Below are 13,925 nucleotides of genomic sequence, written 5' to 3' on the forward strand. Positions count from 1 at the left end.
TCTATCCGCTCCTGCGTCATTCGTCCTTGCCTCTCTACTCTTCCAGGCGGACATTTCTAACGTGCCGAAAGCGGACATTACTAATTTGCTGCTACAAAAGCGCTTTTGCCCCTTGCCGCTTGGCCCCGTACAATGCGAGCTTTCGGCATAGGATCAGAACGCAGCTCATGAGTACTCCTTTCCCTTATGGCCATGCCGCCGCAGAGCAGTGGTCCGACGCTTTGCGGCAGGCCCTGGATAGCTGCGACTGGAGGCCATTCCCCAGTACCTTGGGGTTTTTGTATGTCAACGAGGCCTATGAAACGGCGCTGCCGGAAATTCTGGCCGCGCTGCAGCAATCCACCGGCGTTCAGGATTGGGTCGGATCGGTGGGAATTGGCGTAGCGGCCACCAATCATGAATACCTCGATGTTCCTGCGCTGGCCCTGCTGTTTACGGATATCCCCAAAACGGAATATCGCCTGTTTGCCGGCATGGATGCTTATGGTAGCGGGGAATTGCAGTTGGACGATGGTCGTCAGGCGGCCTTGGCCATTGTGCATGGCGACGCCCATAGCCAAGACTTACCTGAGCAGGTACGGCATTTGGCCGCACGTTGCAGCACGGGCTTTCTGATGGGCGGGATAACCAGCTCGCGGGAACAGGGGGCGCAGATCGCCGGGCGTGCTCTCCATGGCGGCTTGAGTGGCGTGGCGTTTTCTGACGACGTAGCGATCCGCACAGGCTTGAGTCAGGGGGTCACGCCTATAGGTCCGGTGCACCGGATTCAGGAGGCGGAGCGCAACATCGTCGCTACCCTGGATCGGCGTCCGGCCCTGGAGGTTCTCTACGAGGAGGTCGGCGAGGTCCTGGCGCGCGATATTCGTCGCGCTGCTGGTTTTATCTTTGCCGCTTTACCATTGCCCGGATCGGATCGTGGTGACTACCTGGTGCGAAACCTAGTGGGAGTGGATGAGCAGCACGGCCTGGTAGCCATTGGTGAGTACGTCGATGCGGGGGGCGAACTGATATTTTGCAAACGGGATGGTGACAGTGCTGTGGCGGATCTGCAGCGCATGCTCATGGATTTGCGCAGATTGGCGGCAGAGCGTGTCATTCGCGGAGCGATCTATGTATCCTGCCTGGGACGTGGAGAAAATCTCTTCGGTGCCAATTCTGCGGAGTTGCAGCAGATCAGCGCGGTGCTCGGCGAGGTGCCGCTGGTGGGATTCTTTGCCAATGGTGAGATCTACCACGACCGCATCTATGGCTATACCGGCGTTTTGACCCTGTTCCTGGCATAGTTCATCAGGAAATTATCATTCATGCTATACTTTCGGCCGTGCAAATAAAGAAAGGCAAATAGAGACCGTGGCAAAAGCGGAGCGCATTGATCAACGACTGATGAAGACCGGCAAGGGGGCTCGAGGCGCGCTCTACTTTGCCATTGGTCTCGGCCTTGTGGCTGGCTTACTGATCATTCTCCAGGCCTGGATACTGGCCCACATCGTCAATGACGTGTCGTTTCATGGTTTGGGGATGGCGGCGGTATCGGGATTTTTGGCTGCCTTGCTGGGTCTTTTCGTGCTGCGCGCGGGGCTGTCCTGGGCAGCAGAGATCGTTGCCTTTCGTGCTAGTGCCAGCATCAAGACGCAACTGCGGCAAGAACTCCTGCAGCACCTCTTTCGTCGCGGGCCGGTGGCGCTGGCGGGGGAGCGGGCAGGAGATATCGCCAGCACCCTGATTGAAGGCATCGAGGCGCTGGAACCGTATTTTTCCCGCTATCTGCCGCAGATGGCTTTGGTGAGTCTGGTCCCCGTGGCCATTCTCGTATTCGTCTTTCCGGTGGACTGGATCAGTGGTCTGATTCTGCTGATCAGTGGTCCACTGATTCCCTTCTTTATGGTCCTGGTCGGTTATGCCGCAGAAGCCATCAACCAGCGGCAGTGGCGCCAGATGCTGCTGATGAGTGCCCATTTTCTTGATACCCTGCAGGGTCTGACCACCCTCAAGATCTTTGGACGCGCCAAGGACGAGATCGAGATCGTCGCCCACATCTCCGAAAACTACCGCCGTAGCACCATGGCCGGCCTGCGGGTGGCCTTTTTGACCTCGGCAGTGCTGGAATTCTTCGCCAGCCTTTCGATTGCCCTGGTCGCGGTATCTCTGGGGGCGCGCCTACTGCAGGTGCATGCCTCGGTAGATTTTTACGCGGCCTTCTTTGTATTGCTGCTGGCGCCAGAGTTTTTTGCGCCACTGCGCGGCCTGTCCACCCACTATCATGCGCGTATGAGCGCGATTGCCACAGCCAAACGCATCTTCGAAATTCTTGATGCTCCGGCGCCAGCAGCGACTGATGGTGGGCAGGAATTGGCGGAGTCGTCGACGGCACTGGCGATCGAGTTGCGGGATCTGCATTTCCGTTATGCGCCGGAAGACGCCGAAGCCTTGGCTGGATGTACCGCCAGCTTTCCTGCTGGTAGTTACACCGCCATTGTTGGCGCGAGTGGGGCCGGCAAGAGTACCGTAGCGAATGCCATTCTCGGTTTCGTGCAGCCCGATGCTGGGACGATTCTGGTCGGTGGGCAGGATCTGCGCGGCATCGATCGCAATGCCTGGCATGCACAACTGGCCTGGATCCCACAAAGCCCGCGCCTCTTTTATGGCAGCATCGCCGACAATCTCCGCCTGGTGAAGCCACAAGCAACGGATGCCGAATTGCGCCAGGCGGCACAAGACGCCCATGCCCTGGAATTCATCGAGCGCCTGCCGCAATCCTGGGACACGCGCATTGGCGATCTTGGACAGGGTCTGTCGGGCGGGCAGATCCAGCGCATTGCCCTGGCCCGCGCCTTTCTCAAAAATCCCCGCCTGCTCCTGATGGATGAGGCCACGGCCAATCTGGACATGGAAAGCGAATCCCTGTTTCTCGATTCACTGGAAAAACTGCGGCAGGGGCGTACCGTGATCGTCATTGCCCATCGTTTGGCCACGGCGCAGCGCGCCGAGCGCATCATCGTTATCGATGGGGGACGGGTGGTCGAAACCGGTAGCCACCAGGAGTTGCTGGCGCAGGGCGGGGCCTATGCGCGTTTGGTGGATGCCTATCGGGGGCGTCATGGCCAATAATCGCGATCTTTGGCGTTTGCTGCGCCTCTTTGCGCCTTACCGCTGGTGGATGCTCGGCGGTGCTCTGCTGAGTCTGCTGACCATCCTCGCCAACTTTGGCCTGATGACCTTGTCTGGTTGGTTCCTGGCCAGTGCCGCCCTGGCCGGACTGGGGGGCTGGGCCACCCTCAATCAGTACAATTTCTTTTTGCCGGCCGCTGGAGTACGTGCCTTTGCCACCACCCGTGTCCTTTCCCGCTGGCTGGAGCGCATTGTCACCCATGAGGCCACTTTTCGCCTGCTTTCTAGACTGCGCGTCTGGTTTTACACCCGTATCGAGCCTCTGGCCCCGGCAGGGCTGCAAGGGTTCCGCTCCGGCGACCTGCTCTCGCGTCTGGTCGCCGATATTGATACCCTCAACAATTTCTATTTGCGGGTATTCACGCCCTTCCTGGTGGCAGGATTGGCAACCCTCCTCATGGCCGGCTTTTTTACCCTCTATGCCTGGTCGATTGGTCTCGCGCTCTTTGTGCTGCTGGCACTCACCGGCTTGTTACTGCCCTTGCTCAGCGAGCGACTGGGCGCACGCAGCAGTGCCGAGATCACCCGCATCCAGGCGGAGATGCGCACGCAGATCGTCGACGCCCTGCAGGGCATGGGGGAGATTCTGACTGCCAATGCCGCCGGGCGTGTCCAGGAGCAGCTTTTACAAGAGAATGCAGCGCTGCTGGAGCGGCAGCGGCGGCTCGCCGGGGTGGCCGGAATCGGCACGGCAGGCATGAGTTTCATGGCCAATCTCACTCTCTGGGTGATTTTGCTGCTCGCTATTCCTCTGGTGGCAAGGCACTCCCTGTCGCCGGCGCAGTTGCCCATGTTTGCCTTGGGCACAATGGCCGCCTTCGAGGCGGTATTGGCGCTGCCTCTGGCCTTCCAGTTTCTCGGACAGACGCGGGCCGCGGCCAGGCGTATCTTCGAGATTGCCGACCAGGAACCGCTCTTCCCCGACGCGCCAAAACCATTGCCCGAACCTGTCAACTTCGATATCGAGGTCCACGATCTGCACCTGCGCTACCCCGAGACCCACGAAGACGCCCTGCGGGGCCTCGACCTGCAGGTTTGCCAGGGGGAGCGGATTGCCATTCTCGGGGCTACGGGAGCGGGCAAGAGCAGTATCGCCAATCTGCTGCTGCGTTTTTATGACTATCAGGCAGGCTCGGCGCGGTTGGGCGGTCAGGAACTGCGTGACTATCCCGGCGATCAGTTGCGCCAATACTTTGCCTTGCTGTCGCAGCGCAGCCATCTCTTTCACAGTACCATCCGCGATAACCTGCTACTGGCCAAGGGTGATGCGGAAGAGGAAGAACTCTGGGCGGCATTGCGTCAGGCGCAACTGGCCGAGTTTGTGGAGGGCTTGCCGCAGGGTCTGGACAACATCGTAGGCGAGGGCGGCGTGAATCTCTCTGGTGGGCAGGCGCGGCGTATTGCCATTGCCCGTACCGTGCTCAAGAACAGTCCCATCCTGATTCTCGACGAACCGAGTGAGGGGCTCGACGCGCTCACCGAGGCGAAATTTTTGCAGGATTTACGCAGCCTGATGCAGGGGCGGACAGTGATCTACATCACCCACCGTTTGTTGGGCTTGGAGGACATGGATCGTATCTATGTTATGGCCGAAGGGCGGATACAGGAGAGCGGGAGCTACGCGGAGTTGCTCACTCGGCCCGACAGTCTTCTGCACCGCTTCGCCCAGCTTGGCGGCACCCTCATCGATTCCTGATTCAGCCTTGTCGTTGCTTACCCGTTTCGATGCTCAGCATTTGCTGCAGAAGCCGGTGTGCCTCTGCAGTGTTCTGCTGACATTGGGGATTGTTCGGTTCGCTCACACAATGCAGGGTACTGCCGAGGAGCTGCATCGTTTTCTTTTGCATTTGTGATTCTGCCTGCAGGTGCTGCGGGCTGCTGGTCAGACGCGACACTCCATAGCCAAGGCCGGTGGATAGCACGCTGGCGACGATGAACACCAGCAGCCTGCGGCTGAATCCGGGCGGCATGCCGCGCTCATCGAGGTAACGATGGCTATACCAGGCAAACGGAAAATAACTGACAACACCGGTGATCAGACCCCACATCTGGCGCTATTTTTCCTGCTGAGAAAGGGGCAGTGGATAGGGCAGAATACCGATCTGCAATAATGGGCCATCCTCTTGTCCCAAGTGCAATGGCTCCTGGTCATTGGCAGCGCGCAGCACCACGAGGGCGATGCTCGCGGCATCTTCCTTTGCCACATTGATGACCACACCGACCGCTTGTTCTCCCATGCTAGGGGCAAAAATCTCTTGGCCGGCCTGCATTTCTGCCGGTCCGTACAATAGGTAGCACTGGCGTTTCAGCGCGCCCAGATAGTGTGAACGAGCCACGATCTCCTGCCCCGGATAGCAGCCCTTTTTGAAATTGATCCCGCCCAGTACCTCCAGATTCAGTTCTTGTGGGATGACCTGCTCAGTCGTGGCGCGGGTGATGAAGGCCGTCCCAGCACGGATAGCCTCCGCCCACCAGTCATTGGCGCTGCATTCTCGTGCGCCAGTCCGCTGGAGCTGTCCGCTGTCTTGTGCCAGGAGCAGTGCCGCTGGCTTTGGCCAGGGAAGAGGTGCAAGGATAGAAGAGGGAGCGTCTTCGCCCGCTGGTTTTGTTTGTACTTCTTCCCTCTGCAGGTCGGCGCCCCAGGTACCCCAGACCGGCTCTGCACAGACTTCGATCTCGGCCTTGGCCATCAGCCGGAACTTGCGCAGCCGCTCGCTGACTTCATCGGCAAGGTCTGCGGTCAGAAACAGATAGAAGCCAGACTCCTCCCGCTGCAGAAAAAAGTTGGCGATCATCCGGCCCTTGGCCGTGCTGTAACTGCTCCACTGTCCCGCACCGGTTGGCAAGTGCAGAAGATCGTTGGAGAATTGGCCCTGCAGAAATTTTTCCGCATCGGGGCCATGAATGTGAAGGGCTCCCAAGGTGCCGATCAAGGGAGCGTACTGGATGTCAGCCATGGGCATGGTCTCCGGAAAGGAATCAGTGAACGCCAGTCATGATAGCGCGGCGGCAGGCGCCGACCAATCTCTGCCGGGCCTGCGCCTGGGATCCCGCAGCGGGCAGTGGCTGCTCTACATTCTTCCCTGCCTTGTAGCTGTGCTTGCGGGTCTTCTGACCTTTCTGCTGGACTGGCGTGCTGCCATGTTGGTCCTTGCATTGTCCAGCGCCTGGCTGCTTTGGCGTTGTCCCTGGTCCCGTAGGCGGCAAGCCTTTCTGCCACGGTTGTTGCTGCAGCAGGGCGATGGGCAAATCTCTCTGCGTCTGCAAAATGGTGAGCGCCGCACGGGCCGCGTGCTCGCGGGCGGAGTCTATGCTTATCGCTTTCTGCTCCTACCGGTGCAGGCGGAGGACGGTAAACGAGTGATTGTCATGGCTGCCTTTCGTCCGGGGGAACGCAACTGGCGGCGCTGGCGCTTGTATGCCCGACGTCACTGGTCTGCGGTTGCGACCAGTCGCAGCGCTGATTCAGATGTCGCGGCGGCTCCCGCAGCTCCGGGAAATCTTGGTCAAAGTGACAACCGCGAGACTCGTGCCGCTGTATGGCCCCTCGGGTAATCAGTAAGGCGCAGCGCAGTAGACTGTGCCATTCCAGCTCCGCTTGCGAGTTGGGTAGCTGTTGCGCGGGCCAGGGCGTTTCCGCTGCCCAGTCCTGCAATTGCGCCAGGGCCGCCGCCATGCCGCGTTGATCGCGGAGAATGCCCACCTTCTCCCAAAGCAGCCCTTGTAGGGTCTGGCGTCGTTTTGCCAATTCTCCATCGGCCAGGGACGGCATTGCCTTGGGCGGCTTGCCTTCTGCGCGAGGCAGGTCGGGGAGGGCTGGGCCCCCGGCGAGATCCCGGAAGGCTTCGTGGGCGGCCACGATACATTCCAGCAAAGAGTTGCTGGCCAGGCGGTTGGCGCCATGCAAGCCGGTACTGGCGACTTCGCCGATGGCGTAGAGGCCTGGTACCCCGGTGCGTCCGGCCGCATCAACGCTGATGCCACCACAACTATAGTGCGCTGCCGGGACCACGGGCAGAGTGCTGTTGCGCGGATCCAGACCGCGGGCAAGGCAGTGCGCGGTAATGGTGGGAAAATGCTCGACAATGAGCTGCGCCGGGGCGTGACGGATATCCAGCTCCACATAGGGTAGCCCATGTTGCTGCATTTCCTGGATGATTGCTCGACTGACCACGTCCCGCGGGGCGAGTTCGCCGCGTGCATCATATTGATCCATAAAGCGCTCGCCATTGGGCAGGCGAAGCACGGCACCTTCCCCGCGCAAGGCTTCGCTCAACAGGAAGGCCGGTTCGCCTGGGTCGTACAGCGTGGTGGGATGGAATTGCACGAATTCCAGATCGCGGATTGCGGCCCCGGCCCGCCAAGCCAACGCAATGCCATCGCCGGTGGCGATATTGGGGTTGCTGGTGTGACGATAGACCTGTCCCAGGCCCCCGGTGGCCAGGATGACGGCACGGGCCTGCAAGCTCTCCCAGGAGCCCTCACCGCAGCGCAGCCATACGCCACTGATCCGCGTATCGTCTTGCTGCAGGGCAGCGACCAGGGTGTTGGGGCGCAGATGGATTCTGGCATTGGCCGCGGCGCAGTGGAGCAGGGCACGAGTAATAGCGCGTCCCGTATGATCGGCGCGGTGCAGCACCCGGCGGGTCTGATGGCCTCCCTCGCGGGTCAGTTGCCACTGCTCCCCTTGGCGATCAAAGGCAACGCCCCAGTGCAGCAGACGGGCGATGGCGTCCGGTGCCGCGCTCAGGATGTCCTGTACCCGCGCGGGCTCGCACAGACCGGCGCCCGCCCGCTCCGTATCGGCCGCGTGGTGGGCGACACTGTCATCGCCATCCGGCAGCACCGCGGCGATGCCGCCCTGCGCCCAGTCACTCGCCGATACCTCCAGCGGTCCCTTGCTGAGCACGGTGACCCGCCCCAGCGCTGCAAGTTCCAGGGCGCAGGCGAGACCCGCGCTGCCGGCACCAATGATGAGAAAGTCTGTATCAGGCATGTTCGCGGGCGTTGCTGTTCTAGCGCAAAGATGGGGTGCTCATGATACGATGAGACTTGCACCGGTGAAAGGAAAGCCCCTTTTGCGGGTGGCACAGGCCAGCAGAATCATGCAAAAAGGAAACGGCGAATGAGCAAGACGTCAGGGCAAGCCGCCGATAGTGCCAAGGATGGCGGGGCCCAGACCGATCTCCTCTTGGTACAACGCGTGCAAAAGGGCGAACGGCAGGCATTTGACCTGTTGGTGCGAAAATACCAGCACAAGGTAGTGGCCCTGATCGGGCGCTTTGTGCGTCAGCCCGAAGAGGCAGAAGACGTGGCGCAGGAGGCGTTTGTGAAGGCCTATCGTGCCCTGCACAATTTTCGGGGGGATAGCGCCTTTTACACGTGGCTCTATCGGATTGCCGTCAATACCGCCAAAAATCATCTCGTTGCGCAGGGGCGCAAGGTCAGTATTGCCGATGTGGATACCGACGAAGCGGAACAATTCGATAGTGCCGATGGACTAAGAGAATACGACACCCCGGAAGGTTTGCTGCTTACCAAGGAAATCGCGCAGCACATCGATGCTGCCCTCAAGGCATTGCCTGCGGATTTGCGGGAAGCGGTGAGCCTGCGGGAGTTGGAGGGCCTGAGCTACGATGAGATCGCTCAAGTGATGGATTGTCCGGTGGGAACGGTGCGTTCCCGAATTTTTCGGGCGCGTGAGGCAATTGCCAAGGTATTGGCGCCTTTGTTGGAGCAGAGTAGTCATGAACGATGAAACGAAATCTGCCTTGATGGCGTTCATGGATGGTGAACTGGGCACCTTGTCGGCGCGACGAATGGCGGTGCGCCTGGAGCATGAGCCTGCCCTGCGCGACGCGTGGGAAACGCAGTATCGGGTATCCTTTCTGTTGCAGCAGGGGCGAGTGGGTGCCGCGCTGGCCAGCCCGGACTTTGCCGCTCGGGTGCAGCAGGCCATTGCTGCCGAATTGCCCCAGGGCCAGCGCACCCGGCGCAGCGCCGCGCAGAAATGGGGTTGGTCCTCGATAGCCGCGGTCACGCTGCTGTCGGCCTCGCTCTTCGTTCTGGCCCCCTGGCAAAGCGGAAGCCCGACTTCTTCGTCGGTATCGGCATCTTCCCCCAGCGTTGACGTGTCGAGGCAACCGTTTGCCCTGCGTCCGGTGCGTTTCTCGGTGACATCAGGCCCCCTCTTGCATGCGGATGACACCATTCAACGCGATATCCAGCGGATCTGGAGGCCAGCACCGGAGCGCTATCTTGCCTGGACGCAATCGAGTCATCGCAGTTTTTCCGAAAATCCCGCTGCCGGATTGTTGCCCGTCGGGTTTCGCTCGGACGAGGGAATCTATCCCGGAATCGACACTTACCAGCATTGACAAAATGCCGTCTGGACAAGCTCCGCGCTCCCAGCTACCCTCTTTAGGCTATTGAACAATGTCAGAAAACGTCATTGTGCAGGGTCCGCGGCCGCGCAGCCGTGGCGTGGCGCTCAGCAAATAATTCAGGGTCAGTGATCGACCTGGGGATCAGGTTATGGGAGGTTGTGTGCAAGGGAATCATCGGCGGTTGCGGCGGTCTTTCGGTGCGTTTCTGGTGGCTTTGGCACTTGGCGGTATGGCGGTGACGCCTGCGCTGGCCTTTGCCGACTCGGCCAATCTGGTGGCGTTGCCAGACTTCACACCAATCGTGAAGCAGTATGGCCCGGCCGTAGTGAACATCAGCACTACCGAGACCAAGGAAGCGCAGCGGCCACAATCCCCTTTCCCGCCCAATTCGCCGCTCAACCAGTTTTTTGCGCCATTTGTCGGGCCGAGTGGGCCGGCACACAAATATCAGGTGCAGTCTCTTGGTTCCGGTTTTATCGTTAGTCCGGATGGGTACATTGTCACCGCGGCGCATGTGGTCCGGGGTGCGCAGAAAATCATCGTCAGCCTCACCAATCATCAGCAATATCAGGCCAAGCTGGTCGGTCTGTCGACGCGGATCGACGTGGCCCTGTTGAAAATCGATGCCAAAAATCTCCCGACGGTGCAGATCGGCGATTCCGGTCGCCTGGAGGTGGGGCAATGGGTGTTGGCAGTAGGCGCCCCCTTCGGTTTTGAGAATAGCGTTACCCAGGGGGTGGTCAGCGCGACCTCGCGGCCGTTGCCGGATGATCCCTACATTCCCTTTATCCAGACCGACGTTCCCATCAATCCGGGCAATTCCGGTGGCCCTCTGTTCAATATGAAGGGTCAGGTTATTGGCATCAACGACCAGATCTACACCAACAGCGGTGGTTACATGGGGCTATCCTTCTCCATACCCATCAACGTTGCCATGGATGCCGTCAAGCAGCTCAAACTTCATCAGAAGGTGCATTTTGGCTGGCTGGGCGTGATGGTGCAGGATGTCAGCATGGATCTTGCCAAATCCTTCCATATGAAGGAACCGATGGGGGCCCTGGTCTCCCAGGTGGAGCCGGATGGCCCGGCAGCCAAGGCGGGCTTGAAGCCCGGTGATGTCATTGTCTCCTTCAACGGCCAGCCAATTTACAATTCGGCGCAGTTGCCTCCGCTTGTCGGCGCCTTGCCGGCTGGGTACATCGCCAAGGTTGGGATCATTCGGGACGGTAAGGCGATGACATTGCCCATCACTGTGGAAAGCCTGCCTGGCGATATGGCAGAGGAAGCCGGCGCGCCGCATTCCGCCCAAGCGCCGGAGCAGAAGGGTAGCATCGCACGCATGCGTATTCAGGTGGGGCCGCTCAGTGCTGCCGCCCGTCAGCAACTCGGCGTGTCCTCGGGTGTGCTGGTTCTGGGTGTTGCCAATGGTCCCGCTGCACTGGCCGGGGTTCGCCCCGGTGATGTCATCCTGCAGGTGGCGCAGCAACCGGTAAGCAGCGTCTCCCAATTGCAAAAACTGGTGGCCAGCTTGCCGACCGGCCAGCCAGTGCCAGTTCTCCTGCATCGTCGCGAGGGGAATTTCTACGTCGTCCTGTCCCTGCCCAAGTAAGGCGCAGGACGTTCTCGGGGGGATGGCCAGCCGCCACCCCCCTTTCTGTTGAGATCAGGGTGCATGAGTTCAGAGCAAGAAAGAATCCGGAATTTTTCCATCATCGCCCATGTTGACCATGGCAAATCTACCCTGGCAGACCAGTTCATTCGCCTCTGCGGTGCCCTCAGCGAGCGCGAGATGGCCAATCAGGTGCTGGACAGTATGGACATCGAGCGCGAGCGCGGCATTACCATCAAGGCGCAGAGCGTGCGTCTGCAGTACCGTGCCGACGATGGGCAGGATTACATCTTTCACCTGATCGATACCCCGGGGCATGTCGATTTTTCCTATGAGGTCAGTCGTTCCCTGGCGGCCTGTGAAGGCGCCCTGCTGGTGGTCGATGCCTCCCAGGGAGTCGAGGCGCAGAGCGTGGCCAACTGCTACACCGCTCTCGAACACGACCTGGAAATCATTCCGGTGCTCAACAAGATCGATCTGCCGGCCGCAGAACCAGACCGGGTGCGGCGGGAAATCGAGGAAATCGTTGGCTTGCCAGCGGCCAATGCCATTTTGGCCAGCGCCAAGGACGGGCGTGGCATTCGCGAGATTCTCGAACAGGTAGTGCAGGATATCCCCGCGCCGCGGGGGGACCCGGCGGCGCCGCTGCAGGCCCTGATCATCGATTCCTGGTTCGACAATTATCTCGGTACGGTGGTGTTGGTGCGGGTGATGAACGGGAGCTTGCGCCCCGGACAGAAGATTCGCACCATGGCCGGAGGAAAGGAATATTTCGTCGAAAAGACTGGCGTATTTACCCCCAAACCGGTGCATGTGTCGGCGCTGGACACGGGTACCGTAGGTTTTGTCATCGCCGGCATTCGCAGCATTGAGGGTGCACGGGTGGGGGATACCCTGACCGACGCCAGCCGGCCTGCTCCGGCGCCGCTTCCGGGCTTTCGTGAAGTGCAGGCGCAGGTCTTTACCGGACTCTATCCCATCGACTCGGCCGACTATGAGCGCTTTCGGGAGGCCTTGCAGAAACTGCGTTTGAACGACGCCGCATTACAATTCGAGCCGGAGACCTCCCAGGCCCTGGGCTTTGGTTTCCGCTGTGGTTTTCTCGGTCTGCTGCACATGGAGATCATCCAGGAGCGCCTGGAGCGAGAGTACCAGCTTGATCTATTGAGCACGGCGCCGACGGTGGTCTACGAAATAGAAACGACCGATGGCGAAATCCTGCACCTGTCCAATCCTGCGGAGCTGCCGCCGACCAACCGCATTCGCGAAATTCGCGAGCCATTGATACGCTCGAATATCTTGGTGCCGGAAAAGTATCTGGGACCGGTGATTACCCTTTGCGAAGAGCGCCGCGGGCGACAAATCAATCTGCAATTCACGGGTGGGCAGGTGATGGTGAGCTATGAATTGCCGCTGAACGAGGTGGTGCTGGATTTCTTCGACCGGCTCAAATCCGTCAGTCGCGGCTATGCCTCCATGGACTATGAATTCTCGCGTTTTCAGGCGGGCCCACTGGTCAAGATGGATATTCTCATCAATAGCGAAAAGCTCGACGCCCTGTCCTGGATCGTACATCGCGATTTTGCCGAACGCCGCGGGCGGGAACTCGCCGGTCGATTGAAGGATCTCATTCCCCGACAGATGTTCGAGGTAGCGATCCAGGCAGCGATCGGTGCGAAGATCATCGCCCGCGAAACGGTCAAGGCAATGCGTAAGGATGTGCTGGCCAAATGTTATGGCGGCGACATCACCCGCAAGCGCAAACTCCTGGAGAAACAGAAGGAGGGGAAAAAGCGGATGAAACAGGTAGGCCGGGTGGAAATCCCGCAAGAGGCATTTTTGGCTATTTTGCAGACTGAAAAAAGAAATTGAGCGCAGTACGCTAGCACGAGGAAAGCGGCATGGATTTTACCCTGGGATTATTTTTGGCCGTTGTGGCTACGGGCCTGATCTGGTTCGTCGATCGCCTTTTTTTTCGCCGCCGCCGTGCCGCCGATGTAAAAGTGCCGCTGCTGGTAGATTATGCGCGAAGTTTCTTCCCCGTTCTACTGGTGGTGTTTCTGGTAAGAGCTTTTGTAGTGGAACCCTTTCAGGTGCCCTCGGGTTCCATGCTGCCCACCATCCGGGTCGGCGATTTTCTGCTGGTAAACAAATTTACCTGGGGACTGCGACTGCCGTTGATCCATACTGAGCTGACTCAGGGAAATCCGGTGCAGGCAGGTGATATCATGGTCTTTCGCTTTCCCAAAAACCCGCGTATCGACTATATCAAACGAGTGATTGGACTGCCGGGGGAGACCGTCGAAGTCAAGGGAAACGATCTCTACATTAATGGCAAATTGATCACCAAGAAATATATCGGCACCTTCAATTACCGACCTGAGGGACAGGGCGAGGCCGGTATGGTCATTCCCACCAAGGAATACGAACAGACCATCGGTGGGCATAGCTTCCATATCATTGAGTTTGATACGCCGGAAGCGCACATGGATTTTGGTCCCTACAAGGTACCGCCCAATTGTTATTTCATGATGGGTGATGACCGTGACAACAGTGACGACAGCCGCTTTTGGGGCTGTACTCCACGTCGCAATATCGTGGGTAAGGCAATGTTCATCTGGTTTTCCTGGGATGCAGAAACCTGGTCGGTTCGCTGGAATCAGATTGGCCGGGCCCTGGACGGACCCAACAATTGATAGCCGTGGCTTGCAAGGAGTGGGGTTTCGCCTAAGTAGCCGTTGAGTCGTGCTGGTAGAGAGATG

General features: G+C 59.5%; 12 protein-coding genes. 8 read left to right on the plus strand and 4 right to left on the minus strand.

Going from position 1 to position 13,925, the window contains the following annotated elements:
• Positions 1 to 167 precede the first annotated feature (167 nt).
• From AC2VNM_RS10625 to cydC, 3 genes are all read left to right on the plus strand, one after another.
• Positions 168 to 1,283, plus strand: coding sequence for an FIST signal transduction protein (locus tag AC2VNM_RS10625; protein ID WP_483167245.1), 1,116 nt, complete (start codon positions 168 to 170; stop codon positions 1,281 to 1,283).
• A 67-nt stretch (positions 1,284 to 1,350) separates the two neighbouring features.
• Entirely contained in the window at positions 1,351 to 3,108 is a 1,758-nt protein-coding gene (gene cydD, locus AC2VNM_RS10630; protein ID WP_483166366.1) for a thiol reductant ABC exporter subunit CydD, read from the plus strand.
• Positions 3,065 to 4,864, plus strand: coding sequence for a thiol reductant ABC exporter subunit CydC (cydC, locus tag AC2VNM_RS10635; protein ID WP_483166365.1), 1,800 nt, complete (start codon positions 3,065 to 3,067; stop codon positions 4,862 to 4,864). The genes cydD and cydC overlap by 44 nt, the downstream gene beginning before the upstream one ends.
• A gap of 1 nt (position 4,865) precedes the next feature.
• Here cydC and AC2VNM_RS10640 read toward each other — a convergent pair whose 3' ends face one another.
• The 4 genes from AC2VNM_RS10640 to nadB all read right to left on the minus strand — a co-directional run bounded on the left by AC2VNM_RS10640 (position 4,866) and on the right by nadB (position 8,164).
• Positions 4,866 to 5,216, minus strand: a complete 351-nt coding sequence (locus AC2VNM_RS10640; RefSeq protein WP_483166364.1) for a hypothetical protein — start codon at positions 5,214 to 5,216, stop codon at positions 4,866 to 4,868.
• Positions 5,217 to 5,222: 6 nt separating this feature from the next.
• The gene (ygfZ, locus tag AC2VNM_RS10645; RefSeq protein WP_483166363.1) at positions 5,223 to 6,125 is read right to left on the minus strand and encodes a CAF17-like 4Fe-4S cluster assembly/insertion protein YgfZ; all 903 of its coding nucleotides are present in this window, start codon (positions 6,123 to 6,125) and stop codon (positions 5,223 to 5,225) included.
• Between the two features lie 22 nt (positions 6,126 to 6,147).
• On the minus strand, positions 6,148 to 6,417 hold the full coding sequence (locus AC2VNM_RS10650) for a hypothetical protein (RefSeq protein ID WP_483166362.1): 270 nt from the start codon (positions 6,415 to 6,417) through the stop codon (positions 6,148 to 6,150).
• Between the two features lie 118 nt (positions 6,418 to 6,535).
• On the minus strand, positions 6,536 to 8,164 hold the full coding sequence (gene nadB, locus AC2VNM_RS10655) for an L-aspartate oxidase (protein WP_483166361.1): 1,629 nt from the start codon (positions 8,162 to 8,164) through the stop codon (positions 6,536 to 6,538).
• 129 nt (positions 8,165 to 8,293) lie between these two features.
• Here nadB and rpoE point away from each other — a divergent pair, with 129 nt between their 5' ends.
• From rpoE to lepB, 5 genes are all read left to right on the plus strand, one after another.
• On the plus strand, positions 8,294 to 8,926 hold the full coding sequence (gene rpoE, locus AC2VNM_RS10660) for an RNA polymerase sigma factor RpoE (RefSeq protein ID WP_215871892.1): 633 nt from the start codon (positions 8,294 to 8,296) through the stop codon (positions 8,924 to 8,926).
• On the plus strand, positions 8,916 to 9,545 hold the full coding sequence (locus AC2VNM_RS10665; RefSeq protein WP_483166360.1) for a sigma-E factor negative regulatory protein: 630 nt from the start codon (positions 8,916 to 8,918) through the stop codon (positions 9,543 to 9,545). The genes rpoE and AC2VNM_RS10665 overlap by 11 nt, the downstream gene beginning before the upstream one ends.
• Before the next feature lie 157 nt (positions 9,546 to 9,702).
• Complete coding sequence (locus AC2VNM_RS10670) at positions 9,703 to 11,163, plus strand: DegQ family serine endoprotease (RefSeq protein ID WP_483166359.1); 1,461 nt, start codon at positions 9,703 to 9,705, stop codon at positions 11,161 to 11,163.
• Between the two features lie 63 nt (positions 11,164 to 11,226).
• Positions 11,227 to 13,035, plus strand: coding sequence for a translation elongation factor 4 (lepA, locus tag AC2VNM_RS10675; RefSeq protein ID WP_483166358.1), 1,809 nt, complete (start codon positions 11,227 to 11,229; stop codon positions 13,033 to 13,035).
• A 29-nt stretch (positions 13,036 to 13,064) separates the two neighbouring features.
• Positions 13,065 to 13,859: a signal peptidase I gene (gene lepB / locus AC2VNM_RS10680; RefSeq protein WP_483166357.1), complete on the plus strand. Its 795-nt coding sequence runs from the start codon at positions 13,065 to 13,067 to the stop codon at positions 13,857 to 13,859.
• Positions 13,860 to 13,925: the final 66 nt, after the last annotated feature.

The sequence above is a fragment of the Acidithiobacillus sp. TH-A67 genome (assembly GCF_057473545.1).

Excerpts from the sequence above, each read along its gene's own strand:
- AC2VNM_RS10625 (WP_483167245.1), top strand. The coding sequence starts at position 168 with ATGAGTACTCCTTTCCCTTATGGCCATGCCGCCGCAGAGCAGTGGTCC.
- lepA (WP_483166358.1), top strand. The coding sequence starts at position 11,227 with ATGAGTTCAGAGCAAGAAAGAATCCGGAATTTTTCCATCATCGCCCAT.
- AC2VNM_RS10640 (WP_483166364.1), bottom strand. The coding sequence starts at position 5,216 with ATGTGGGGTCTGATCACCGGTGTTGTCAGTTATTTTCCGTTTGCCTGG.
- AC2VNM_RS10665 (WP_483166360.1), top strand. The coding sequence starts at position 8,916 with ATGAACGATGAAACGAAATCTGCCTTGATGGCGTTCATGGATGGTGAA.
- AC2VNM_RS10670 (WP_483166359.1), top strand. The coding sequence starts at position 9,703 with ATGGGAGGTTGTGTGCAAGGGAATCATCGGCGGTTGCGGCGGTCTTTC.
- cydC (WP_483166365.1), top strand. The coding sequence starts at position 3,065 with ATGCGCGTTTGGTGGATGCCTATCGGGGGCGTCATGGCCAATAATCGC.
- lepB (WP_483166357.1), top strand. The coding sequence starts at position 13,065 with ATGGATTTTACCCTGGGATTATTTTTGGCCGTTGTGGCTACGGGCCTG.
- rpoE (WP_215871892.1), top strand. The coding sequence starts at position 8,294 with ATGAGCAAGACGTCAGGGCAAGCCGCCGATAGTGCCAAGGATGGCGGG.
- nadB (WP_483166361.1), bottom strand. The coding sequence starts at position 8,164 with ATGCCTGATACAGACTTTCTCATCATTGGTGCCGGCAGCGCGGGTCTC.
- ygfZ (WP_483166363.1), bottom strand. The coding sequence starts at position 6,125 with ATGGCTGACATCCAGTACGCTCCCTTGATCGGCACCTTGGGAGCCCTT.